At 56.4% G+C, this 22,625-nt stretch carries 27 protein-coding genes; 16 read left to right on the top strand and 11 right to left on the bottom strand.

What is annotated here, in order from left to right; translation table 11 throughout:
- Positions 1 to 65 precede the first annotated feature (65 nt).
- Genes AAE045_RS02590 through mdcH form a run of 3 tightly spaced genes read left to right on the top strand, consistent with a single transcriptional unit; the run spans position 66 to position 2,554 of the window.
- Positions 66 to 1,025 carry an AEC family transporter gene (locus AAE045_RS02590; RefSeq protein WP_202304077.1) on the top strand — a complete coding sequence of 320 codons (960 nt, stop codon included), beginning with the start codon at positions 66 to 68 and terminating at the stop codon, positions 1,023 to 1,025.
- Positions 1,026 to 1,649: a malonate decarboxylase holo-ACP synthase gene (locus tag AAE045_RS02585; RefSeq protein WP_455546579.1), complete on the top strand. Its 624-nt coding sequence runs from the start codon at positions 1,026 to 1,028 to the stop codon at positions 1,647 to 1,649.
- Positions 1,646 to 2,554, top strand: a complete 909-nt coding sequence (gene mdcH, locus AAE045_RS02580) for a malonate decarboxylase subunit epsilon (protein ID WP_455546336.1) — start codon at positions 1,646 to 1,648, stop codon at positions 2,552 to 2,554. Before AAE045_RS02585 ends, mdcH begins: the two co-directional genes overlap by 4 nt.
- Positions 2,555 to 2,563: 9 nt before the next feature.
- Here mdcH and AAE045_RS02575 read toward each other — a convergent pair whose 3' ends face one another.
- From AAE045_RS02575 to AAE045_RS02555, 5 genes are all read right to left on the bottom strand, one after another.
- Positions 2,564 to 2,869: a type II toxin-antitoxin system RelE/ParE family toxin gene (locus AAE045_RS02575; RefSeq protein ID WP_455546335.1), complete on the bottom strand. Its 306-nt coding sequence runs from the start codon at positions 2,867 to 2,869 to the stop codon at positions 2,564 to 2,566.
- Entirely contained in the window at positions 2,857 to 3,147 is a 291-nt protein-coding gene (locus AAE045_RS02570) for a CopG family ribbon-helix-helix protein (protein ID WP_455546334.1), read from the bottom strand. The genes AAE045_RS02575 and AAE045_RS02570 overlap by 13 nt, the downstream gene beginning before the upstream one ends.
- 127 nt (positions 3,148 to 3,274) lie before the next feature.
- The gene (locus AAE045_RS02565; RefSeq protein WP_202304080.1) at positions 3,275 to 4,210 is read right to left on the bottom strand and encodes a LysR family transcriptional regulator; all 936 of its coding nucleotides are present in this window, start codon (positions 4,208 to 4,210) and stop codon (positions 3,275 to 3,277) included.
- Positions 4,211 to 4,498: a helix-turn-helix domain-containing protein gene (locus AAE045_RS02560; RefSeq protein WP_202304081.1), complete on the bottom strand. Its 288-nt coding sequence runs from the start codon at positions 4,496 to 4,498 to the stop codon at positions 4,211 to 4,213. It lies immediately after the preceding gene.
- On the bottom strand, positions 4,485 to 4,811 hold the full coding sequence (locus AAE045_RS02555; protein ID WP_455546333.1) for a type II toxin-antitoxin system RelE/ParE family toxin: 327 nt from the start codon (positions 4,809 to 4,811) through the stop codon (positions 4,485 to 4,487). The genes AAE045_RS02560 and AAE045_RS02555 overlap by 14 nt, the downstream gene beginning before the upstream one ends.
- Positions 4,812 to 5,400: 589 nt before the next feature.
- Between AAE045_RS02555 and AAE045_RS02550 the strand changes: the two genes are divergently transcribed.
- From AAE045_RS02550 to AAE045_RS02505, 10 genes are all read left to right on the top strand, one after another.
- Complete coding sequence (locus AAE045_RS02550; protein ID WP_455546332.1) at positions 5,401 to 5,736, top strand: glycine dehydrogenase; 336 nt, start codon at positions 5,401 to 5,403, stop codon at positions 5,734 to 5,736.
- Between the two features lie 17 nt (positions 5,737 to 5,753).
- Positions 5,754 to 6,116, top strand: coding sequence for a glycine-rich SFCGS family protein (locus AAE045_RS02545; RefSeq protein WP_455425919.1), 363 nt, complete (start codon positions 5,754 to 5,756; stop codon positions 6,114 to 6,116).
- A 2-nt stretch (positions 6,117 to 6,118) separates the two neighbouring features.
- Complete coding sequence (locus AAE045_RS02540) at positions 6,119 to 6,415, top strand: DUF4312 family protein (protein WP_455546331.1); 297 nt, start codon at positions 6,119 to 6,121, stop codon at positions 6,413 to 6,415.
- A gap of 23 nt (positions 6,416 to 6,438) precedes the next feature.
- Positions 6,439 to 7,215 (top strand): DUF4311 domain-containing protein, encoded by a 777-nt coding sequence (locus AAE045_RS02535; RefSeq protein WP_455425917.1) that lies wholly within the window; start codon positions 6,439 to 6,441, stop codon positions 7,213 to 7,215.
- 11 nt (positions 7,216 to 7,226) lie between these two features.
- Positions 7,227 to 7,868 (top strand): DUF4310 family protein, encoded by a 642-nt coding sequence (locus AAE045_RS02530; protein WP_455425916.1) that lies wholly within the window; start codon positions 7,227 to 7,229, stop codon positions 7,866 to 7,868.
- A gap of 49 nt (positions 7,869 to 7,917) precedes the next feature.
- The gene (locus tag AAE045_RS02525; protein ID WP_455546330.1) at positions 7,918 to 9,021 is read left to right on the top strand and encodes an amidohydrolase/deacetylase family metallohydrolase; all 1,104 of its coding nucleotides are present in this window, start codon (positions 7,918 to 7,920) and stop codon (positions 9,019 to 9,021) included.
- A 10-nt stretch (positions 9,022 to 9,031) separates the two neighbouring features.
- Positions 9,032 to 10,150: a DgaE family pyridoxal phosphate-dependent ammonia lyase gene (locus AAE045_RS02520; RefSeq protein ID WP_455546329.1), complete on the top strand. Its 1,119-nt coding sequence runs from the start codon at positions 9,032 to 9,034 to the stop codon at positions 10,148 to 10,150.
- Positions 10,147 to 10,887 carry a 2-dehydro-3-deoxy-phosphogluconate aldolase gene (gene dagF, locus AAE045_RS02515; protein ID WP_455546328.1) on the top strand — a complete coding sequence of 247 codons (741 nt, stop codon included), beginning with the start codon at positions 10,147 to 10,149 and terminating at the stop codon, positions 10,885 to 10,887. Before AAE045_RS02520 ends, dagF begins: the two co-directional genes overlap by 4 nt.
- Positions 10,888 to 11,007: 120 nt before the next feature.
- Positions 11,008 to 12,159 (top strand): lactonase family protein, encoded by a 1,152-nt coding sequence (locus AAE045_RS02510; RefSeq protein ID WP_455546327.1) that lies wholly within the window; start codon positions 11,008 to 11,010, stop codon positions 12,157 to 12,159.
- A 45-nt stretch (positions 12,160 to 12,204) separates the two neighbouring features.
- The gene (locus AAE045_RS02505; protein ID WP_455546326.1) at positions 12,205 to 14,115 is read left to right on the top strand and encodes a BglG family transcription antiterminator; all 1,911 of its coding nucleotides are present in this window, start codon (positions 12,205 to 12,207) and stop codon (positions 14,113 to 14,115) included.
- 57 nt (positions 14,116 to 14,172) lie between these two features.
- On the opposite strand, the gene dolP is transcribed toward AAE045_RS02505, so the two are convergent.
- The 4 genes from dolP to AAE045_RS02485 are packed head-to-tail and all read right to left on the bottom strand — an operon-like array spanning position 14,173 to position 17,796.
- Positions 14,173 to 14,748 (bottom strand): division/outer membrane stress-associated lipid-binding lipoprotein, encoded by a 576-nt coding sequence (gene dolP / locus AAE045_RS02500; protein WP_455546325.1) that lies wholly within the window; start codon positions 14,746 to 14,748, stop codon positions 14,173 to 14,175.
- Between the two features lie 9 nt (positions 14,749 to 14,757).
- Positions 14,758 to 15,348: a DnaA initiator-associating protein DiaA gene (gene diaA / locus AAE045_RS02495; protein ID WP_034461282.1), complete on the bottom strand. Its 591-nt coding sequence runs from the start codon at positions 15,346 to 15,348 to the stop codon at positions 14,758 to 14,760.
- Between the two features lie 19 nt (positions 15,349 to 15,367).
- Positions 15,368 to 15,763 (bottom strand): YraN family protein, encoded by a 396-nt coding sequence (locus AAE045_RS02490; RefSeq protein ID WP_455546324.1) that lies wholly within the window; start codon positions 15,761 to 15,763, stop codon positions 15,368 to 15,370.
- Positions 15,721 to 17,796, bottom strand: coding sequence for a penicillin-binding protein activator (locus tag AAE045_RS02485; protein ID WP_455546323.1), 2,076 nt, complete (start codon positions 17,794 to 17,796; stop codon positions 15,721 to 15,723). The genes AAE045_RS02490 and AAE045_RS02485 overlap by 43 nt, the downstream gene beginning before the upstream one ends.
- 62 nt (positions 17,797 to 17,858) lie before the next feature.
- Here AAE045_RS02485 and rsmI point away from each other — a divergent pair, with 62 nt between their 5' ends.
- Entirely contained in the window at positions 17,859 to 18,725 is an 867-nt protein-coding gene (rsmI, locus tag AAE045_RS02480) for a 16S rRNA (cytidine(1402)-2'-O)-methyltransferase (protein WP_455546322.1), read from the top strand.
- Between the two features lie 3 nt (positions 18,726 to 18,728).
- Here rsmI and AAE045_RS02475 read toward each other — a convergent pair whose 3' ends face one another.
- Entirely contained in the window at positions 18,729 to 19,073 is a 345-nt protein-coding gene (locus AAE045_RS02475; protein ID WP_455546321.1) for a hypothetical protein, read from the bottom strand.
- Positions 19,074 to 19,698: 625 nt separating this feature from the next.
- On the opposite strand from AAE045_RS02475, the gene AAE045_RS02470 reads away from it, so the two are divergent.
- Together AAE045_RS02470 and AAE045_RS02465 are read left to right on the top strand one after the other, a co-directional pair.
- Entirely contained in the window at positions 19,699 to 19,962 is a 264-nt protein-coding gene (locus AAE045_RS02470; protein WP_455546320.1) for a biofilm development regulator YmgB/AriR family protein, read from the top strand.
- A 403-nt stretch (positions 19,963 to 20,365) separates the two neighbouring features.
- Positions 20,366 to 20,848: an ester cyclase gene (locus AAE045_RS02465; RefSeq protein ID WP_455546319.1), complete on the top strand. Its 483-nt coding sequence runs from the start codon at positions 20,366 to 20,368 to the stop codon at positions 20,846 to 20,848.
- A gap of 90 nt (positions 20,849 to 20,938) precedes the next feature.
- Here the strand turns inward: AAE045_RS02465 and garD are convergent, their stop codons facing one another.
- Positions 20,939 to 22,510: a galactarate dehydratase gene (gene garD, locus AAE045_RS02460; protein ID WP_455546318.1), complete on the bottom strand. Its 1,572-nt coding sequence runs from the start codon at positions 22,508 to 22,510 to the stop codon at positions 20,939 to 20,941.
- Positions 22,511 to 22,625: the final 115 nt, after the last annotated feature.

Below are 22,625 nucleotides of genomic sequence, written 5' to 3'. Positions count from 1 at the left end.
TCATCGTCTGAAAAAAATAATCATCGCACCAGTGCTGGAACTCTTTTTCAACTACAGGTGAAGTTATGACTTACGTAATTGTTCATGCTCTTGCTCCGATTTTCGTCATTATGCTGCTGGGCTTTTTCGCGGGCAAAGCGAAAATGGTCGACAACAAAAATGTGTCCCTGCTCAATATCTTCGTAATGGATTTTGCCCTGCCTGCCGCGCTGTTCAGCGCAACGGTTCAGACACCGTGGGAAGGGATTGTTAAACAGTCACCGCTGATTGTGGTGCTGGTACTGGCCATGTGGATCACCTATGCGGCAATCTATTTCACGGCAACCAAAGTGTTCAAAAAATCTCCGCAGGATGCGGCAGTCCTGACGCTGACCGTGGCGCTGCCTAACTACGCGGCCCTTGGCCTGCCGATTCTGGGCAGCGTGCTGGGTGAAAGTTCTGCTACTTCACTGTCCGTTGCGGTTTCCATCGCCTGTGGTTCCGTACTGATGACGCCGTTCTGCCTGATGATCCTCGAGCGTGAAAAGGCGCTTGCCGCCGGTGAAGCAACGGGTTCTACCCTTGCGATGCTGCCGGTGCTGATGTGGCGTTCACTGAAAAAACCTATCGTCTGGGGTCCGCTGCTGGGCGTGGTGCTGTCGGCAATCGGTATCCGAATGCCGGACCTGCTGCTGTCGTCTATCAAACCGCTGGGCCTGTCCGCAACTGCTGCGGCGCTGTTCCTGACCGGTGTGATCCTTTCTGCCCGTAAGCTGAAAATCAACACCATGGTTTGCTTCGCCACCATCACCAAGCTGCTGATTCAGCCGTTCATCGCCTGGGGTATCGTGCTGGCGCTCGGCCTGAGCGGTCCGGTTGCCGTCACCGCTATCCTGATGATTGCGCTGTCCGCTGGCTTCTTCGGCGTGGTCTTCGGTAACCGCTTCGGCGTGCAGTCCCCGGATGCAGAAGCAGTGTTGCTGCTTAGCTCCGTGCTCTCTATCCTGTCGCTACCGCTGTTTATCTCGCTGACTTCAGGAATGTAAATCATGACCACACCACGCCCCCACGACCTGCTCTGGCTGACCGACCGCGATGCGCTCGAAGGCATAACTGAAGAGTGGGTAGCAAGCCAGTGGCGCCCGGCGCTGCCGGTGGTGGTGAGGCGTGATGTGAACCGTGAAGGGCGCATCCCGATAGGCGTTCGTGGGATGCGCCGCGACCAGCGCGCGGGTGGCTGGGCCAATGCAGCAAAGGTGAAACGCGTTGTATCGCCGGAAGCGCTTGCCTCCCACGACGTGCTGGTCAGATCTCCGTTTGTCTCAATGCCTCCGGTACAGGGTGCCATCCAGCTCGCGCTGCGTGAGTGGCCCTGGGCCTGGGGGATAACCGGTAGCGCAGGCTACGCGCTGGCAACGGAAGTTCCGGTGCTGCATGCGGACAGCGATCTCGACCTGCTGATTCGCTGCCCGGAGCGCGTTGCTCGTGAGGCGCTGGCGGAATGGCAGCAGATTATCGGCAGGCTTTTGTGCCGCGCCGATACGCAAATTGAAACCCCACGGGGCGCTTTTGCGCTGGCCGAATGGCTGCGCGAAGGGCGAGTTTTGCTGAAAACCAGCGGCGGCCCGCAGTTAGTCAGCGATCCGTGGGCGTTTGAGGGAGAAGCATGAAAATCCTCTTCACCTTTCCCGGACAGGGAACGCAGCGTGCGGGCATGCTGCAGCAGTTACCGCAGGATGGCGACATTATGCCGCGAGTTCGCGCCGTTTTGGGCGACGAAACAGATTCTTTAGATTCCCCTGATGCCCTGAAGCATACCCGCGCTGTGCAGCTCTGCCTGCTCATTGCGGGCGTGGCATGGGCGCAGGAGCTTGAGCGCAACGACGTGGTGGCGGATATGGTCGCCGGATTATCCATCGGCGCTTTCCCGGCGGCGGTGGTGGCCGGAGCGTTAGGGTTCGAGGACGCGCTGCGTCTGGTGGCCCTGCGCGGTGACCTGATGGAGCAGGCTTACCCGCACGGCTACGGCCTGACCGCTATCACCGGTTTACAGCTCGGCCAGGTCGAGCAGCTGGTGGAAGGCAGCGGCACCTATATCGCCAACATCAACGCCGAACAGCAGATAGTGATTGCCGGGCGCGATGAAGAGATGGCGAGCGTGGCGCAGAAAGCCCTCGCAAAAGGTGCGCAGAAGGCGAAACGGCTCGCGGTCAGCGTTCCTTCACATTGTGAATTGTTGAGTGAACCTGCTCTGAAACTTCAGCAGGCGTTTGCGGACGTGGCGCTAAATCGCCCGCGCAGCACTTACCTCAGCGGCAGCACGGGGCGCGTGCTCTGGCAGCCGGAACAAATTGCCGATGATTTAGCGCTGAATATGTCGCGAACCGTACGCTGGCGCGATGCGATGGTTGCCGCTAACGAGCGCGACGTGCGCCTGGCAATTGAAATGCCGCCGGGCAGCGTGCTCACGGGCTTAACCCGCCAGGCCTTCCGCGAAGGCGATACGCTGTGCCGTGAAAACAACAGCGTGGGCACCATCGCCCGACTGGCGCAGCGGGTTAAAGCGGCGCGTTAGGGGAAGTGGCTAAGGCTGCTGATATCCGGCTTCTTTCTGATGCTTTATCTTCAGGATCACAATGTTGTCGGTTAGCTCGTCGTAGCGATAGAGCATGACATAGCCGCTGCTGCCGAATTCGATAACCAGCTCTTGATATTCCAGCGGGAGATTGGCTACGGGCCGCCCAATTTTGGGCATCGATTGTAGCTGTCGAATGCCGCGGATCAGTATCTCAGCGGCTTTCTTCGCTGCCAGCACGTTTTTAGCTTTCAGGAATTCCTGCAAACGTTGTAAATCCTGGCGGGCGCTTTCGGAAACAATTACTTGTGGCATGCCGGAGCATCCTGCTCAGCGTTTGTTCCCCATGACTCCAGCCAGGCTATCGTCTCCTCGGCCGTAATATGTTGACCCGTTTCCTGATAGGCCTGCCAGGCGGCCTCGGCTTCTTTGCGGTACTGGCCGCGCTTCTCTTCCCGTTCGACATATTCAACGATGGCTTCCAGCATCAGAGCATGCGCAGAGCTGTGGCGGTCGTCTGCCAGGCTTTTCAATCGGTCTTTCATTTCCTGGTCGATCCGCAGAGTCGTGGTCTGGCGCAGTGTCGTCGTCATAATGATCTCCCGATGATATCTCTGGTGTCACCAATGATATTAATCTTATTAAGCCATGATGTCACTTTGGCCTGGCAGGGAGCAAGCGCTGGCATTCTGCAATGCGTAGCGCCTCGCAAACCAGACTTTAAAGCGGCGCGTTAGGGGTATCGGCAAACGTTCGGGCGTACATGCGCCCTTCGGCGGCCAGCGCCAGCAGGTTCGGATCCAGCTCGCGGTTGCGGGCGAAGACAATCGCGATCTGCTGCTTCATCTGGTACGGCTCGGACAGCTTCAGCAGCTGGATAGAATTCTCGTAGACCTTTTTCATGCGCCCCGGCATTAAAGACAGGCCCACGCCCGCCTGCACCAGGCTCAGCATCGAGAAAATATCGTTCACCCGCGTGACGATCTCCGGCTCAAATCCCGCAATATGAAACGCTTCCTGGAAGCCGTTGTAGGTGGCGAACCCTTCCGCCAGCGAAACAAACTTCTGGTCGTGGAAGTCGCGAAGATCGGCAAACTTGCTGGTATCCAGCGGGTAAGAGGCCGGAGCGGCAAGAAAGATGTCATCCTGGAACAGCGGTAGCGTTTCGAGGCCAGGATCGAGTTCGATTTCAGAGACGGAGATGAGGATCGCATCCAGCACGCCGTCTTCCAGCATGTTCAGCAGCAGATCGTTCGACCCCATCGTCAGATCAAGCTCCAGCTCCGGGCGACGGATCTTCATGCCCATAATCAGGCGTGGCACGGTTTCCAGCGTCAGGGAATAGAGGGTGCCGATGCGCAGCCGCCCCTGGCCCACACCCGCCGTCTGGCGAGTTTCTTCGATGCCGCGCTCCATCAGCGCCACGGCTTCTTTACTGTGTTCCAGAAGCGTAACGGCGGAAGGCAAAGGCACAAGGTTGCGCCCCTTATGGACAAACAGCGGGCAGCGCACGCCTTCTTCAAGCGTATGCAGGGCGCGGTGAACGCTCACGCCGCTGATCCCCAGCGCATCCGCCGTGCGGGCAATGTTTCCCTTCTCCATAAACGCCATAAAAATCTCAAGCTTACGGAAGGTGATTTCTGCGTCGATTTTCATTTACAGCGTAATCTGCGGATGTTTTACGCCACAGGCTTTGGCGTATCTGGCGATAGTTTCAATACTTGCCCTGACGATATTGGCCTCCATGCGTGAAACGGTCGGAGGAGTGACGCCCATACGCTCTGCAACCTGTGCACGGGTCAGTCCGGCATGGCTACGCCATTGAGCCAGCATTTCCTGGAGTCGGGCTTTACGCTCTTCGGCCTCGTATGCGGCCTGGACTTCCGGGTCGGACATCAGCTCAGCTCTGACTGTTTCCCATTGAACACCTTTAGTCTTTTTCATTCAGCATCTCCTCTAACCTTGCAACGGCGAGCGTAATTTCCCCAGGCGGGGTCTTTCGCGTTTTCTTTATGAATACTCTTAACAAAAAGATGTTTTTGCCTTTTTGATAGACATACAGCCCCCTGGCAATATGGGGCCCCATGGTCCTGACTTCGAATAAACCGTTGCCGAGCGGTTTACTGTCTGGCTCTCTTAAAGCGGTTGGGTTTGCCTCTAATTTATCGATGAGACGGACCATTTTGGTTCTGATCATTGGCGGCTGTGCAGCCAACTCGTCGGGAACGAGGTCGTGCAAAATGACGTTAAATGCCATGAGGTTCTCCATGAAAATATTAGCTTATAATGCAATTTGCATCAAAGGCTAATGTCCGTTTATGAGAGCAGCGCGTTGGTACCGGATCGGCGGGATGTGGCAGTTTTTCGGTGGATGACGCTGACGCTTATCCACCCTACGGCACGGATGGTTTTGTAGGCCGGATAAGCGCAGCGCCATCCGGCGGGTTTAGCTTTGCGGCCCGCCTCGCAGACTGCGAACAAAAGCTTTTGGTGGATGACGCTGACGCTTATCCACCCTACGTCACTACGGCACGAATGGTTTTGTAGGCCGGATAAGCGCAGCGCCATCCGGCGAGCTGTTGCCATAAGCCTTTCCAATCACCGACTCAAAAATCCATCCACGTCACACTTTCACGCAAAAAACATCACTGCCGTTGATGTATTTCACCGGTTAATCACGTGACCTGAATCACACAAAAGCAGCGGATTATCGTGATCCCTGCATTTTATGTGGAATAGATCACTATCGAGGGTGGGATTTCCACTTCGAAGTGGAAAACAACTCGCTACAAACCAATAACCCCCGTCGATACCTTAGAGCCATAGCAGCGAATGAGGTACCTGGTGTGAATAACGGAGCGGTAAAGGTTAGTGAAGCTGAAAGTCGTGATGCCACGCAGCTGACGGAAAACGCCCTGGCGTTTATCAGCGCGCTGTATCAGTCAAGAAATATCACGCCGAACGAGGTGCAGGAGCAGATGCTCGAGTCCCACGTTCGCGCCATGGTCCACCGGTCTTTAACCGGTGAGCCGCTGCCGGAGGTGGAGGAGGAGCTGTTCGATGAGATCTCCCCTGACTCGCTGGCGATGGCGAAAGAGGTGGTGGATCTGTTTGGCAATTTACCGACGGAAGAGTCGTGGTTGCTGTCGGTACATTTTGAAGTCGCAAAAGACAATCTTTGAATAATCAGGAGACACACATGGAACAAATTACCGTAGTGATTGGCGATCGTCTGGGTAAAGGCCAGAAAGTTGCGGCAGGGATCGAAAAAGCGGGTGGCCGTGCAGTGGTGATCCCTGGTATGGCCGCCGACATGAAGCTGGGCGACGTGATGAAAGCCGAGAACGCCAGCTTCGGCATCTCCTTCTGCGGCAGCGGCGGCGCGGGCGCAATTACCGCGCAGACCAAACACGGCTACAAAGCCAAATACGGCATGCGCTCCGTTGAGGAAGGCGTGACGGCGATTAACGAAGGCAACAACGTGCTGGGCTTTGGCTTTATGGATAAAGAAGAGCTGGGCGAGCGCCTGGTCCAGGCCTGGAACAAGAAGCACGGCAGCTGAGTATGAAAGAACACTTCTCCGAAAAAGTGAGAGTGAGCGGGCGCGGCGACAGCAAAGCCAAAGCCTTTGCCGACGCCCTGAACCACGTTCAGGGTACGGTGCTCAAGTCATCACCCCGTATTTTACTGCGTATTGAGCCACAGGATGTGCAGTTTGTTCAGGCGCGGGTACAGGTTAAGAAAGAGGCCTTTTTATTCTTCTTTCTGAAGCGTGAACGACGCACGTTCAGCGTGGAGCTGGACGTCACCGTCAACGTGACGGCCATTAATCTCGACAAAGTGGATTTCGTCGCACATTAACAACACACAGAAAGGACAGACTGATGTTCTTAATAATATTAATAAAATCGCTCATCATCGGCGGTCTGGTCGGCGTGGGTGTCGGCGCCGGGGCTGCCCGAATGTTTCATGCGCCAACATCCCAGGGGATGGGGGCATTTCGTACTCTGGGTGAACTGAACTCCTGTGAAGGTGACCCGGCTTCGCATTTCTCCTTTGGTTTAGGTTTCTTCTTCAACGCCTGGGCTTCCTCCGTTGCGGCGGGTGCCTTCACGCAGGACGTTGACCACCGCATTATCCCGAACTGGGGTGCCGCCGCGCTGATGATCAAGAATCGCAACGTCGCCGAAACCCTGCACGACCCGAAAAAGATGGCCATCGCCTGCGGTCTGATTGGCATGTTCGTGGTCGCCTTCCTTAACTCTACCGCTTCCGCCGTGCCGGAAGCGCTGCAGGTTACCGCCGTTAAGGTGCTGGTGCCTGCCGCAAACCTGCTGGTGAACACCGTGATGCCGGTGATTTTCTGGCTGGCGGCGATTGACGCCGGTAAGAAATCTGGCTTCTGGGCGACCATCTTCGGCGGCTGCGCGCAGCTGATTATGGGCAACGCCGTGCCTGGCCTGGTGCTGGGGATCCTGATTGGTAAAGGCGTGGAAGAGAGCGGCTGGAACCGCGTCACCAAAGTGATGATGAGCGCGATTGTCGCCCTGTTCGTTCTGAGCGCCTTCTTCCGCGGCTTCGACATGAAGATGATCGAATCCTTCCATCTGACCGTGCCGAACTGGCTGGATCTGATCCATAACTCAATGAGCGGAAAATAAGGGAGCCTGCAATGGAAGAGAATAAAGGGTTCTGGTATGCCGACTGGTCGTTCCCGATTTTTGTTGGCCTGCTTTCCTCCGGCGTGTTCGCCGGGACACACATGTACTACCTGTACGGCATTGGCGCCTTTAACGAAGTAGCCTTCGTTTCCATGCTGCGCGCGGGGATTGATACCGGGGCTTACGGTGCGGTCGCGGCGTTTGGCGCAAGCTTCCTGTTCGCCCGCATCATCGAAGGTTCGCTGGTGGGGATCCTGGATATCGGCGGCGCCATCCAGACCGGCATCGGCCTTGGCGTTCCGGCGCTGCTGCTGGGGGCAGGCTTCGTTTTCCCGGTGGCTAACTTCGGGGCATCGCTGGTTACCGGGCTGGTGCTCGGGCTGGCCGTTGGCTACATCATTATTCTGGCGCGTAAGTTCACCATCAACCAGAGCGACTCTACCTACGGGGCGGATGTGATGATGGGGGCGGGTAACGCTTCCGGCCGCTTCCTCGGGCCGTTGATTATCCTCAGCGCAATGACCGCTTCTATTCCTATCGGCATCGGTTCGCTGGTGGGCTCCCTGCTGTTCTACCTCTGGGGCAAGCCTATTACCGGCGGCGCGATTCTGGGCGCGATGATCCTGGGTGCGATTTTCCCGGTCGCGCTGTAACACAGCGGCGGATGGCGGCCTGTGCCATCCGCCCGTAAAGGAGAAAACCATGTTCGACTTAATCCTGCGCCAGGCCCGTCTGGTGGACGATACGGTTATCGACATTGCGCTGAAGGACGGCAAGATTGCGGCCCTGGGCGAAGTGACCGGCGAGGCACGCGAGGAGCGTCAGCTTAACGGTGAGTATTACGTCAGCGCAGGCTGGATTGACTCCCACGTCCACTGCTACGCCAAATCCCCGATTTATCATGACGATCCTGACAGCGTTGGCGTCGCGACCGGCGTCACTACCGTTGTCGATGCGGGCAGCACCGGCGCGGATGACATCGATGAGTTTTACGAGCTAACCCGCAAAGCACAAACTGACGTTTACGCCCTGCTGAACATCTCCCGCGTTGGGCTGATCGCCCAGAACGAGCTGTCTGACATGGCGAACATCGACAAAGTCGCCGTGCGTGACGCGGTGCAGCGCCACCCTGGTTTTATCGTCGGTATTAAAGCGCGCATGAGCAGCAGCGTGGTCGGCGCTAACGGCATCAAGCCGCTTGAGCGTGCCAAAGAGATCCAGCGCGAGAACGGCGACCTGCCGATGATGGTGCATATTGGCAATAACCCGCCGGATCTGGACGAAATTACCGAGCTGCTCTCCAGCGGCGATATCATCACCCATTGCTACAACGGCAAGCCGAACCGCATCCTGAACCCTGCGGGTGAACTGCGCGCTTCCGTTGCCAAAGCCATTGCTCGCGGCGTACGCCTGGACGTGGGCCACGGCACGGCCAGCTTCAGCTTTGAAGTGGCGAAAATCGCCATCGGCCAGGGCATTCTGCCGCACACCATCAGCTCCGATATCTACTGTCGCAACCGCATAAACGGCCCGGTACACAGCCTGGGCGCGGTGATGTCCAAATTCCTCTCCATCGGCCTTTCCCTGCCGCAGGTGATTGACTGCGTTACCGCTCATGCGGCGGACGGCCTGCGGCTGAAGCATAAAGGCCGGTTAGAGGTTGGCCTGGACGGCGATCTGACTATTTTTGAACTTAAGCGCCAGCCGACGCTGTTCACCGATTCTGAACAGCAGACGCTCACCGGCGATCGGCTGCTCGTGGCCCTTGCCGCCGTCCGCGCCGGTAAGTGGTTTGATTGTGAATAAGGAAAAGAACATGCCTTCAGTCTATGAGAAATATAATTTAAAACAGGTGATTAATGCATCCGGCCGCATGACCGCGCTGGGCGTTTCCACCCCGCGCCCGGAGGTGGTGGAAGCCGTCACCACCGGCATGAATCACTATTTTGAAATGAAAGATCTGGTCAACAAAACCGGCGAGTACATCGCGAAGCTGCTGGATGTGGACGCGGCGACGGTTGTCTCCTGCGCCTCGGCCGGTATTGCCCAGTCCGTTGCGGCGGTGCTGGTGAAGGATAACCAGTGGCAGATCGAGAACCTGCACGGGATTACGCTGGAAAATAATGAGATCGTGCTGCCAAAAGGCCACAACGTGAACTTCGGCGCGCCGGTTGGCACCATGGTTAACCTGGGCGGCGGCAAAATTGTCGAAGCGGGTTACGCCAACGAATGTTCCGCGGACCAGCTGGCGGCGGCGATTTCCCCGCGCACGGCGGCCATCCTGTATATCAAATCTCACCACTCGGTGCAGAAAAGCATGCTCAGCGTGGAGCAGGCCGTTGTGGTGGCGCGTAAACACAACCTGCCGCTGATTGTCGATGCGGCGGCGGAAGAAGATTTGCAGTGCTACTACCGCGCTGGCGCAGATCTGGTGATTTACAGCGGCGCGAAGGCCATTGAAGGGCCGACCAGCGGCCTGGTTATCGGCAAACAGCAGTACGTCGAGTGGGTGAAGCTGCAAACCGGCGGGATTGGTCGCGCCATGAAAGTGGGCAAAGAGGGCATTCTCGGCCTGACCTGTGCCATTGAGCACTACCTCACCGCGCCGAAAGAGAGCGGCGATGAGATGGTGCAGAAAATGACGCCGTTTATCGGCAGCCTGAATACGCTGAACGGCGTGAGCGCCCGCGTGGTGTGGGACGCAGCAGGTCGCGATATTGCCCGTACGGAAATTAAGTTCGACGAAGCCGCGATTGGCATTTCGACGGGCGAGCTGGTCAGCGCCCTTAAGCAGGGTGAGTACGCCATTTTCTTCCGCGGCTACAAGGCGAACGAAGGCATTATCGAAGCCGACGTGCGCAGCGTCAGCCCGCAGCAGTTAGACATTATCTATCAGTGCATTAAAGCGAATACCAGCCAGGAGAATCAGGCATGAAACTAACCCCGAACTTTTACCGCGATCGCGTTTGTCTGAACGTGCTGGCTGGCTCCAAAGAGAATGCCAAAGAGATTTATGACGCCGCAGAAGGGCATGTGCTGGTCGGCGTGTTATCCAAAAATTATCCGGACGTTGAGAGCGCGGTGGCGGATATGCGCGATTATGCGGCTCTCATCGATAACGCGCTTTCCGTTGGCCTTGGCGCTGGCGATCCGAACCAGTCGGCGATGGTCAGCGAAATCTCCCGTCAGGTTCAGCCGCAGCACGTAAACCAGGTCTTTACTGGCGTAGGGACGTCGCGCGCGCTCCTTGGGCAAAATGAATCTGTAGTAAACGGGCTTGTCTCCCCGACCGGCACCGTGGGCATGGTAAAAATCTCCACCGGGCCGCTTAGTTCGCAAGCGCCGGACGGCATCGTACCGGTTGAAACGGCGGTTAAACTCCTGAAGGATATGGGCGGCAGCTCCATTAAGTACTTCCCGATGGGCGGTCTGGAATGCCGTGATGAGTTCCGGGCGGTAGCGGAAGCCTGTGCGAAACACGATTTCTGGCTGGAGCCAACGGGCGGGATCGATCTGGAAAACTACGAGGAAATCCTGAAGATCGCGCTGGATGCGGGCGTCAGCAAAGTTATTCCGCACATCTACAGCTCTATCATTGATAAGGCGAGCGGTAGCACCCGTCCGCAGGATGTTGCTACTCTGCTGGATATGACTAAGAAGCTGGTTGGTTAATCTTACCCTCACCCCGACCCTCTCCCTGGGAGGGAGAGGGAGAATAAATATTTCCTTCAGTTCCCTCGCCCCTCTGGGGAGAGGGTTAGGGTGAGGGGCAAACAACATCGAGGATCTCCAATGCCTGCAACACGTAATCTGTTTATCGCATCACTTGCTATGGCTGCCGGGACGGCAGCGGCCCAGCCGCAGTTCGCCTGGGTAGGGACGTACAACCCGAACGGCGAGGGCGTTTATCGCTTTCAGGTGGATACGAAGACCGGCGCGCTCGGCAATAAAACGCTGGTCAATCAGCTGCCGAATGCCGCTCAGCTTACCGTCTCTGAGGATGGCAAAACGCTGTACGTGGCGAGCGAGGCGGAGAAGGGCGTGGTTGCAGCCCTGCGCGTTGGGGAAGATGGAAATCTGACTGAATTAAACCAGGTTGCTTCTGGCGGTGCCGGGCCGGTCTATCTGTCCCTGACGCCGGGCGGACGGCATCTGCTGGTCGCGAACTATGTCAGCGGCACCATCGCCGTGCTGCCGGTTAAGCAGGACGGTAGCCTGGGTGAAGCCACGGACACGAAACAGGACGAAGGCCAGCCGGGCGCGGCTAAACCGGAAGCCGCCGTTGAAGGCAGTTTTGCGGCAAGCGATCATAACGGGCCGCATGCGCATATGATCTCCGCCGATCCGAGCGGTAAGTTCGTCTTTTCTACCGATCTGGGACTCGATCGGATCTATCAGTATCGTTTCGATGATGCTACCGGCAGGCTGACGCCAAACGATCCGCCGTTTATTGCCGCCTCATCGAAAGGCGCCGGGCCGCGCCACTTCGTGTTTACGCCAGATGGCGACGGGCTGTGGCTGATCAACGAAGAGTCCTCGACGCTTACCCATTATCGGCTGGATGCGGGCAAAGGGACGCTAACCGAAGGCAAGACGATCTCTGCGCTGCCGAAGAACTATAGGGGCACCAGCTTCGCGGCGGGCCTTGTCCTGAGCCACGACGGTAAGCAGCTGTACGTGGCGAATCGCCTGCATAACAGCATCGCGCAATTTACCGTGTCGGCTAACGGTACCCTGACCCATCAGGACGATATCTGGACGCGCGGCGACTACCCCCGCACGCTTACCCTCGATAGCAGCGGCAGTTATCTCTACGCTATGAACCAGAGAAGCGACAATATCACGCGTTTCAGCGTGGCGAAGCCGGACGGCAAGCTGTCGTTTATTGATGATTACGTGGCGGTCGGGAGCCCTTCACAGCTGGTGTTCTCCCCCGTCAAATAGCGTTGCCGGGCGCCCCGTGCGCCCGTTTAAGAAAAGGAAACTGCATTGCGATTCCCCAATCTTCGCCTGTCCCAGCTGTTTGAGATGCTACAAACCGAGACGCTGCCCCAGGACGAACTGGCGCGGCGTCTGTCAGTTTCTACCCGTACGGTACGGACTGATATCACGGCGCTGAATGCGCTGCTTGCCGGGCATGGCGCGCAGTTTACCCTTGCCCGCGGCGAAGGCTATCAGCTGATTATTGAGGATGCGGCTCGCTATGAGGCGCTGGTGCAGCAGCCTGGCCGCCAGCTGCGCATTCCCCGGACCTCCCCCGAGCGGGTTCACTATCTTATCGTCCGCTTTCTGACCTCGGCCTTTTCCCTGAAGCTGGAAGATCTGGCGGACGAGTGGTTTGTCAGCCGGGCGACCCTGCAAAGCGATATGGCCGAAGTGCGCGAGTGGCTGGGCCGCTACAATCTGACCATTGAAACGCGCCCGCGCCACGGCATGAAGCTGTTTGGCAGCGAAACGGCGATGCGCGCCTGCCTGACTAACCTGCTCTGGCAGCTGCAGCAGGAGGACGGCGATAATCCTTTACTCACCGAGGAGGCGCTCAACGCTGGCGTCCCGGCGCTGCTGGCGACGGAGCTGCACGACTGCTTCACCCGCTGCCGCATTCGCCTGACGGACGAAGGGGAGCAGTTTATCCGCCTGTACTGCGCGGTGGCGGTGCGCCGCATCAGCGAAGGCTACCCGCTGGCCGAGTTTACCGCCGATAACGTGGAGGATGACGTCCGGGAAGCCGCGCGGCAGATAGCCGACCTGCTGCAGCAGCTGGCTGGCAAAGCGCTGTCTGAAGCGGAAGAGCAGTGGCTGCAGGTGCATATCGCGGCGCGCCAGGTGCAGGACGTGGCGCCGAGCGCCATCAGCGCCGACGATGACGAAGCGCTGGTGAATTACATCCTGCGCTACATTAACACCCACTATAACTACAACATGCTGGCCGATGCCCAGCTGCACGCCGACCTGCTCACGCACATCAAAACGATGATCACCCGCGTGCGCTATCAGATAAATATCCCTAACCCGCTGCTGTCCAACATCAAGCAGCACTACCCGATGGCCTATGACATGACGCTGGCCGCGGTGTCGAGCTGGGGGAAATACACGCCTTACGCCATCAGCGAAAACGAAATTGGCTTTCTGGTGCTGCATATCGGCGTGGGGCTGGAGAGGCACTACAACATCGGCTACCAGCGTCATCCGCGTGCGCTGCTGGTGTGCGATACGGGCAACTCCACGGTACGCATGATTCAGGCGATGCTGCTGCGTAAGTACCCGCAAATCGAGGTGACGCGCATTATCTCCCTGCGTGAATACGAGCCGCTGGGCAGCGTTGAAGAAGATTTTGTGATTACCACCGCGCGCATCCACGAAAAGGATAAGCCGATCGTGGCGATGTCGCCGTTCCCGACGGAGTACCAGCTTGAACAGCTGGGCAAGCTGGTGCTGGTGGACAGAACTCGCCCCTACATGCTGGAAAAGTTCTTCGATGCCAGCCACTTCCTGGTCATTGACGAGCCGGTTACCCAGCAGCAGCTGTTCAGCAAACTCTGTGAGCAGCTTGAGGAAGAGGGTTACGTCGGAGATGACTTTTATCCGTCCGTCGTGGAGCGCGAAGCGATTGTCAGCACCATGCTGGGCGAAGGCATAGCGCTACCGCACTCCCTTGGCCTGATGGCCAACAAAACCGTGGTCTATACCGTGCTTGCCCCGCACGGCATCTGCTGGGGTGACGAAACCGCGCACGTTATCTTCCTGCTGGCGATCAGCAAAAGCGAATACGAAGAGGCGATGGCGATTTACGATATTTTCGTGACGTTTCTGCGCGAAAGGGCGATGACGAAGCTGCGGGAGTGCCGGGACTTTACGAGTTTCAGCGCCGTGGCGGTGGAGTGTCTGAGCCGTTTTTGACTGGCGCTTTTCGGTGGATGATCCGCCCTACTTGTCGGCAGGGCGGATAAGCAATGCTTACTTCAGAATGGTAAACGCGGTGGTTACGTGCTTCACGCCGCTGACGCGGCTGGCGATATCCGCCGCTGCTTTGCCTTCTCTTTCGGTCAGCAGACCCAGCAGGAACACTTCTCCGTTTTCAGTCGTCACCTTGATATTTGAGGACTTCACCTGATCGCTGGACAGCAGCTGCGAGCGAACTTTAGTGGTGATCCACGTATCTGACGATGCCGTACCCAGGCCCACCGGCGCGATGTTACGGATTTCGTTATACACCTCGGTGGTGCCCTCTACGCCCAGCGCGATCTGTTTCGCACGGGAGGAGAGCTCGGTGCTTTGCGTCTGTCCGGTCAGCAGCACTTTGCCCTGATAGGCCGTCACGTTGATGCGCGCATCTTTCTTCATCTGAGCGTCTTTGTTCAGCGCGCTGTTCACGCGAACTTCCAGCGTACCATCATCAACCTGGGTGCCGACGGAGCGTGGGTCCGTTGCGGTTTTCGTCGCGACGGCGGCAGTGCCGACAACCGCGGCAGCAACACAACCTTGTAGCAATATCGCGGTAATAAGGACTGCAAGTGGCTTTAAGGCCTTCATCTGTACTCCTTAATCATCCTGGTGAGGGAATAACGTGTTATCAATCAAATCACATAGGCAGTTTACCGTCAGCATGTGCATTTCCTGAATGCGCGCGCTGCGGTGGGAAGGGATGCGGATTTCCACGTCCTGCGGCCCTAACAGACCGGCCAGCTCCCCGCCGTCATAGCCGGTAAGCGCCACGATGGTCATATCGCGGGTCACGGCGGCTTCAACCGCTTTGACGATATCACGACTGTTGCCGCGAGTAGAAATCGCCAGCAGGACATCGCCCGTCTGCCCTAACGCCCGGACCTGTTTGGCATACACTTCTTCATGCAAACGGTCGTTGGCGATAGCGGTTAAGACCACGTTATCAGCATTCAGTGCAATGGCAGGTAAACTCGGCCGCTCGGTTTCGAAGCGGTTGATCATGCTCGCCGCAAAGTGCTGGGCGTTGGCTGCAGAGGTGCCGTTGCCGCAGCAGAGAATTTTATTGCCGTTAAGCAGCGACTGAACCAGCGTCATGGCTGCACGGGAGATAGCATCTGGCAGAGCTTCCGCGGCGGCAATCTGGGTTTGAATACTTTCCGTGAAGCAGACTTTGATTCTTTCGAGCACGTTGTTCTACCTGGTTACTTTAAAAATCTGCGGTAAACGCGTTGGTCAACCACTCTATTTCATTACCGGTGAAGGCTACCACATCGAAACGGCAATCCACAGTATCAAAGCTGCCGGACGTGCGGGCAAGCCAATTCCTTGCGGCAAGCAGCAGCTTTTGTTGTTTACTGCGGGTGATGCTGGCGGCCGCGCCCCCAAAGTGGCTGCTGCGGCGATAGCGCACTTCGACAAACACAATCACCTTGTGGTGTTTCATGATGAGGTCGATTTCGCCGCCGCGCAGATGGACGTTGGCGGCAATGAAGCGCAGTCCCTTGCGCTCAAGAAAGCGGCGCGCCTGAAGCTCATAGTGCGCGCCCGCCTGTTGACGACTCAGTTTGCCGGGACGATCTGGCCCTGAGAGAATTTCAGCCAATTTAACTTCCTGTTAATGACGCAGTCCTGGCTTGCGGACAGCGTGCCGGTGTTGCCGCTGACCTGGTAGCCCGGCACCTGGCGGATCTGGGAGAAGTGGTTGGCCAGCGACCAGGCATCCACGCCCATGGCGTACAGGCGTGCCAGCGAATAGTCGTTACGCACGGCGCTAAGCGCCTGCTGCTGGAGCGACGGGTTGCCGCCGGAGAGCATCGGGATTTCGCTGAACTGCAGGCCGTCCATCTCCAGACGGAAGTCCGGGCCGTTAACGCCGCCGGAGCTGCGGGAGCTGGCGTAGAGCTGGGCGCTGCTGCGGCTGCCGGTGCGCATGGCGATCATTGGCTTGATAAGCGCAATTTCTTCTGGCGTAGCGATGATATAGGCCGCATCAACGTTGCCGCCGGAGCCTGAGGTGATTTGCGCGTCCGTTGGCGGAGCCGGAATCGTCAGGCCGCCAATCGTTACCGCTTCCTGCTGCGGCGCTGAAGCCGCAACCGGCGTGCCGGTTAACGCAATGCCGGAGCCGCTGTTAATCCCCTGCTTTAGCTCGCCCACGCCGCCAAACTTCTGCTGCAGAACGATACCGCCGCCCAGCTTCTGCCACTCGGTGCTGAACGCTTTGGCAACGCGGTCGCCCAGCGTTGAGCCTGGCAGCAGCAGCAGCGGTGCGCGATGTCCCTGCTGCCAGATATGGTCAGCGGCGTCGCGGGCTTCATCTTCCGGTGAAAGCGCGAAGTAGCAGATGTTGGGACGATTTTGCACGTCCTCCGGCTGGTTCAGTGCCAGTACGTTCAGCGATGTCGTGCTGCTGGCCAGTTTCTCTACGTTGCTCTTAAGCAGCGGGCCGACGACCAGCGTCGCGCCGTCCTGCTGGGCCTGAGCCAGAACCTGCTCCAGCGGCTGAGAGCTGGTGTCATAGACTTTCACTTCAGCCGAAGGGTTGGCAGGAGCCGCGGCTGAGCTCTGCACCGGCGGTTGTGCTGGCTGTGCAGGTTGGGCAGCAGGCTGCTGTTCGGCAGGCTCTTCGTTGGTTAAATCACTAACCGATGCGGCAGACGGGCTGGCGACGGCGTTAGCATCGACTGCTGGCTGGGTTGATGCAGGATCGGTAGCCGCTGGGGTGGCAGTATCGGGTGACTGTGCGGGCGCGCTCAGCGCGGAAACAGGCGCGGTGCCGCTGTTCTTCGCGGCCTCAAACCCCTGCTGGATGGTGCGGGAGAAGACGGCCGCCTGGCCGTTTAGCGGCAGCAGCAGGGCGATTTTGCCTGTCGATGCCTGCTGGTAGTTCTGCATATTGCTCAGCTGGGTCGGCAGTGTTTTCGCGCCGGGGTTCAGCGGATAACGCGTTTGCCAGTCTTTGATGCCTGCTTTAAGCATATTGGGATCGTTACGGTTGTCGTTCCAGACCCGCTGCAGATCCAGCCAGCCCTGCAGCACGTTTTCGTCCGCATTAATCACCATGCTGTTCATCTGGGCTGCCGTCAGCGCGGACAGCGCCTGCCAGGTGCCGTCGATATTCTGCTGGTAGGCTTTACCCGTCAGCATGGGTTCCTGTGCTATATAGGCACGCAGAAGCTCGAGGGAAGGGCGATTCTGGCTGGCATCAATAATGGCCTGGTAGTAGCGGGCCTGCTGATTTTTGTTAAACCCGGCAGGATCCAGCTTCGCCAGCAGGGCGCTGGCCCCGGCATAATCCTTCAGCGCAATTTTGATCTCTGGCGCCAGCAGGCTCTGCTCATGGCGCTGGGTATCGTCCATCTCTTTTGGCAGCTGGTTATACAGCTGTACCGCCTGCTGGGTCTTGCCTTCGGTCAGCAGCGCATGAATGGCGAGTAATTGCCATGTGGTCTTGCTATCATCTGCGCTTTGCTGCATCTGCTGCAGGTAATACGCGGAATCCGCAGTGGCTTCGCCCTGCATGTGAGCGGCGGACGGGTCTGGCGTTTTCGTGGTACAGCCGGCGAAGAACAGCGCGGCGAGTACCACAGGCAGACAGCGCCCGGCTTTAGAACGAATTAATTTAGACGGTAGCATTCTGTATCCAGTGAATTTTTCTTCTCAGTGTTCAATATTAAATCGGCAATACGGATGAAACAATGAAACAACTCGAATCGGCGGCGATTTCTGCCAGCACGCTCTACATCGTTCCGACCCCCATCGGCAACCTTGGCGACATTACACAGCGGGCGTTAGCCGTATTGCAAGGCGTTGATCTGATTGCCGCTGAGGATACCCGTCATACCGGTTTGCTGCTGCAGCATTTTGCCATTAATGCGCGGCTGTTCGCATTGCACGATCATAATGAGCAACAAAAATCAGAAACCCTGCTGGCAAAATTGCAGGAAGGGCAGAGTATTGCGCTGGTTTCCGATGCCGGAACGCCGCTGATTAACGATCCGGGCTACCATCTTGTTCGTACCTGCCGTGAAGCCGGTATTCGCATCGTGCCGTTGCCAGGCCCCTGTGCCGCCATTGCGGCGCTGAGCGCGGCGGGACTGCCATCGGATCGCTTCTGCTATGAAGGCTTCCTGCCTGCCAAATCGAAAGGACGCCGCGACGCGCTGAAGGCCATTGAGCAGGAGCCCCGTACGCTGATCTTTTACGAGTCAACGCATCGCCTGATCGACAGTTTAGACGATATCTGCGCGGTACTCGGTGAATCCCGCTACGTCGTTCTGGCCCGCGAACTGACCAAAACATGGGAATCTATTCACGGCGCGCCTATCGGCGAGCTGGCAGCGTGGGTAAAAGAAGACGAAAACCGTCGTAAAGGCGAGATGGTATTAATCGTTGAGGGCTTCAAAGCGCCGAGCGACGACGCCCTGCCCGCAGACGCGCTGCGCACGCTGGCGCTGCTGCAAACGGAGCTGCCGCTGAAAAAAGCCGCCGCTCTCGCTGCTGAGATTCACGGCGTGAAGAAAAATGCGCTTTATAAATATGCGTTAGAAAACAGCGATAAATAACCCTCAGGACGGCGTTCGCTCCAGGCCATAAGGGCATGTGGTGACGTGGCAAACGCCGTTGTACTCGCACCGATCAGGCTTCACCTCAGCGTTTCCCGGGCACCGGGACTGGCGAAACAGGGTACTCCACAGCGTGACGTTAAAGGGGCTGATATTACACAGTTCGAGCCGTGCTGTTTTCCCATTAATAAAAAAGCCTAAATTACTGGTCACTAATTGATCGCCCGGCAATAACGCTCTTGTGCTTTTATGCCAGATAATGAATTTCAACTCCCGGGCGGTAAGAATACAAGAGAAGATCATCCCGGTTTCTGGGTTTACGATTGAATCAACCACCTCCCACTTCATTTACTTCTCCCGTTTATTTTTTCTCACTCTAAAAGTCGAGTAATAAAAAAAGCATGGATAATAGCCACGGCCACATGATGTCGAGGCGTGAAGTTATTATGATTTAATCTACTTAATCCATAGAGTTATAAATAATCGGGCGGGGCGTGGGTCATCATACAACTTCTCATCTTAATCAACTCCGTGTTTACCAGTGTAGATGATTTTTTCCATAACACCTTGAAAAAGATCGTTTTTATGTGTTTTTTTTACACCATGTGCTTAATATTCAAAAGGATATTAATAAAATTGTAAACCTCAATCGTCCTATTTCCAAAAATCCAAATAGAGTAAGATTTATCTGTTTTGAATGGACAATTCTTGAGGTGATTGAAAATTGATCTATCTCACCCTGTGGGTGAGTTTCCAGAAGATGCTAAAAATTAATTTAAAATTTCATAAAAAAAAGATCTATTATCGTGCAAACGCTAAAACATCAGGCACATATAAAAATAAGTGGGTCATGCTGCTTAAAATATCAATTTGCGCCTTGAATTCTCCCGAATCTAATCTAGATTCTCCTTGATGAAATTGTGGTTATAAGACCTGTCGCGTTTTACGCTTATATCTGAATCCGGAGAAAAAGATGTCTTTGAGTGTGAACAATATGAAAATGCCCGCTGGCAGCACGCTGTCCATCACCGAGCTTTACGCCAGCGACGCGCCGCAGCGTATGGGAAGCGTTGTGCTGGAGGTGCTCATGTCGGGCAGGAATTTGTCGAATAAGGATGTGATCGCGACGCTGATTGCGCGCCTGGAGAACGAGAAGGATATTCTGACGCTGGATACCTATCGGCAGCTGCTGGAGTTTGTGATTTTCCGCACCGATGCGCCGGGGAGGCTGTCTTAATGCGTTGAGGCGGGTAACGAGGAGTTACCCGCTTTTCGCCATTAAGGATAATTTCCTGGTTCTCGGCTTCCATTAGATTACTTCCGCAGGATGACTGTCCATGAGCCCTCACCCTGCCGCAGGCATGAAATAGTTCCACATCGACCTCTCATTTCGTCCGAATGAAACTATTCGCTTTCTAATTGTTTACTATACTCATCAGGGTAATTACTGCTCTTAAGCAATACTAGTGAGTTTTTAAACTGTTAACACTATAAGTTATAGTTTTTTATTTTGGTGTTGCTTCTGGTTATCCTGCACCTGGAGGTTGTATATGAATCGGTCTCTACCTCGTCCTACTCAATGTTTGATAGTTTTTTTTTCACTGTGCCTGTCGCCATTTTTACATGCGGCTTCGTCCCCCATGACGAGCGAAAATCTCACCCGTTTTGATCAACTTGATTTTGATGCGTTCAGTAAACAGGACTGGAAATTATTTAATGAAATTCACTGCCCGAACGTCGTAGTCATTTTTCCTGACGGCCACCAGACCGAGGGTATCGAGCGGCACCAGAAAGATATTGCCGCTATGTTCAAAAGTACGCCAGATATGCGAGTCTCTTCGCATCCTGTTTCCTTTGGGGCGGAAAAGTGGGCTTCCACCACGCCTGGTGAACGAGCCTCAGAGAAAACGCTCCGTGATGGCATGTGGACTGCGACCGTCGGTATTCTGGAGGCAACGTTTACCGAGCCGATGAAAATGGGTGATAAGGTGATTCAGCCTACGGGTAAAAAACTCAGCTTACCGATGGTGACGGTCGCCCGCTGGAAAAATGGCTGTATCGCCGAGGAACGGCTGATTTGGGATAACGCTACCTATATGCAACAGCTTGGTATTAAACCCTGAGAGGCGAAAGTCTCTCCCCCCAAATAAAACGTTATAAAAAATGCTATCTGGCGGGTAAGTCATACTTACCCGCTTTTACGACGGGTTTAATCAGGTTACCGGCGCCGGGTTAAATACCGCCAGCGCGTTGTGCAAGCCCCACTGGTCCGAGAAGGTCTGCTTACGACCGCTTGCGACATCCAGAATAAATCTGAACAGCTCCCAGCCAACGTCTTCAATGGTTGCCTCGCCGGTGGCGATGGTGCCCGCATTGATATCCATCAGGTCGTGCCAGCGGTTGGCCAGCGCGGTGCGGGTAGCCATTTTAATCACCGGCACAGCCAGCAGGCCGTATGGCGTACCTCGTCCGGTCGTAAAGACCTGTACCGTAATGCCCGATGCGACCTGCTGCGTTCCGCAGACGAAATCGCTGGCTGGCGTAGCGGCGTAAATCAGCCCGCGTTTGGTTGGGCGCTGGCCCGGCGACAGCACTTCAACAATCGCGCTCTGGCCGGACTTGGCAATTGAGCCCAGCGCCTTTTCCACCACGTTTGCCAGGCCGCCTTTTTTGTTTCCCGGTGAGGGGTTAGCGCTGCGGTCGGTTTGCCCCATATCCAGATAGTTGTCGTACCACGCCATCTCTTCCAGCAGGCGTTTACCCACCTCTTCGTTGATGGCGCGCGGCGTTAGCAGGTGGATGGCATCACGCACTTCGGTGACTTCCGAGAACATAACCGTTGCGCCGCAGCGCACCAGCAGGTCTGACGCAAAGCCCACCGCCGGGTTGGCCGTTACGCCGGAAAAGGCGTCGCTGCCGCCGCACTGCATCCCGACAACCAGTTCAGATGCGGGGCAGGTTTCTCGCTGGCGCTGGTTTAGCTTGTGCAGGTGGCGTTCGGCAACCTGAAGAATATCGTCCACCATTGATTTAAAGCCAACGTGATGTTCATCCTGCAGCCGTACGATGCTCGCATCTTCTACGGCAATCGCCTGCACGTCGTCGTTGCCTTCCAGCAGGCGCTCCGGCTGGAGCTTCTCGCAGCCCAGGCCGATGACCATCACTTCGCCGCCAAAGTTCGGGTTCAGGGCGATGTTATGAATGGTGCGGATAGGAATAACCGCCGCCGGGGCGTTGATCGCCACGCCGCAGCCGTAGAGATGATTGAGGCCAACCACGCCGTCAACGTTCGGGTAGCGCGGCAGCAGATCGCGCTCGATGATTCTGATCACGTAATCCACGACGCCCGCCACGCAGTGCACGCTGGTGGTGATGCCGAGCAGGTTTTTAGTCCCCACGCTGCCGTCAGCGTTACGGTAACCTTCGAAGGTGTAGCCTTCCAGCGGCGGCAGCGGAGCCGGTACTTTCGTGGCCAGCGGCAGCGTATTCAGCGGCGGAGCTTTCGGGAGCTCCACTAAGGATTCGTCGATCCAGCTTCCCTGTGGGATATCACGCACCGCATAGCCGATGACTTCCCCATAACGGATGATTTCACCGTGGGCCGGGATATCGACCAGCGCGGCTTTATGCCCCTGCGGGATATGTTCAATCAGGGTCAGGCCGTCCGGGAATTGGGTGCCCGCTTTCAAACCATTGTCGTTAACAATAATAGCGACATTGTCGGTTTCATGAACCTTAATATAAAACGCCGCGGGCGCGTGTTCTTTAATTTCTATCTTTGACATTGTCACTACTCTCCAGATATTACCTGAATGTTAATTAAATAATTTAAAATGTGATTTGCTCACTTGTTGAATAAAGAATGTCAGGTCGCGAGAAATAAGAATGTGACGGAGATCA

The sequence above is a fragment of the Dryocola clanedunensis genome, from assembly GCF_038405435.1.
GTDB lineage: Bacteria > Pseudomonadota > Gammaproteobacteria > Enterobacterales > Enterobacteriaceae > Dryocola > Dryocola clanedunensis_A.
The sequence above is the reverse complement of the archived record's forward strand: the minus strand, read 5'-3'. Positions and strand labels throughout refer to the sequence as shown.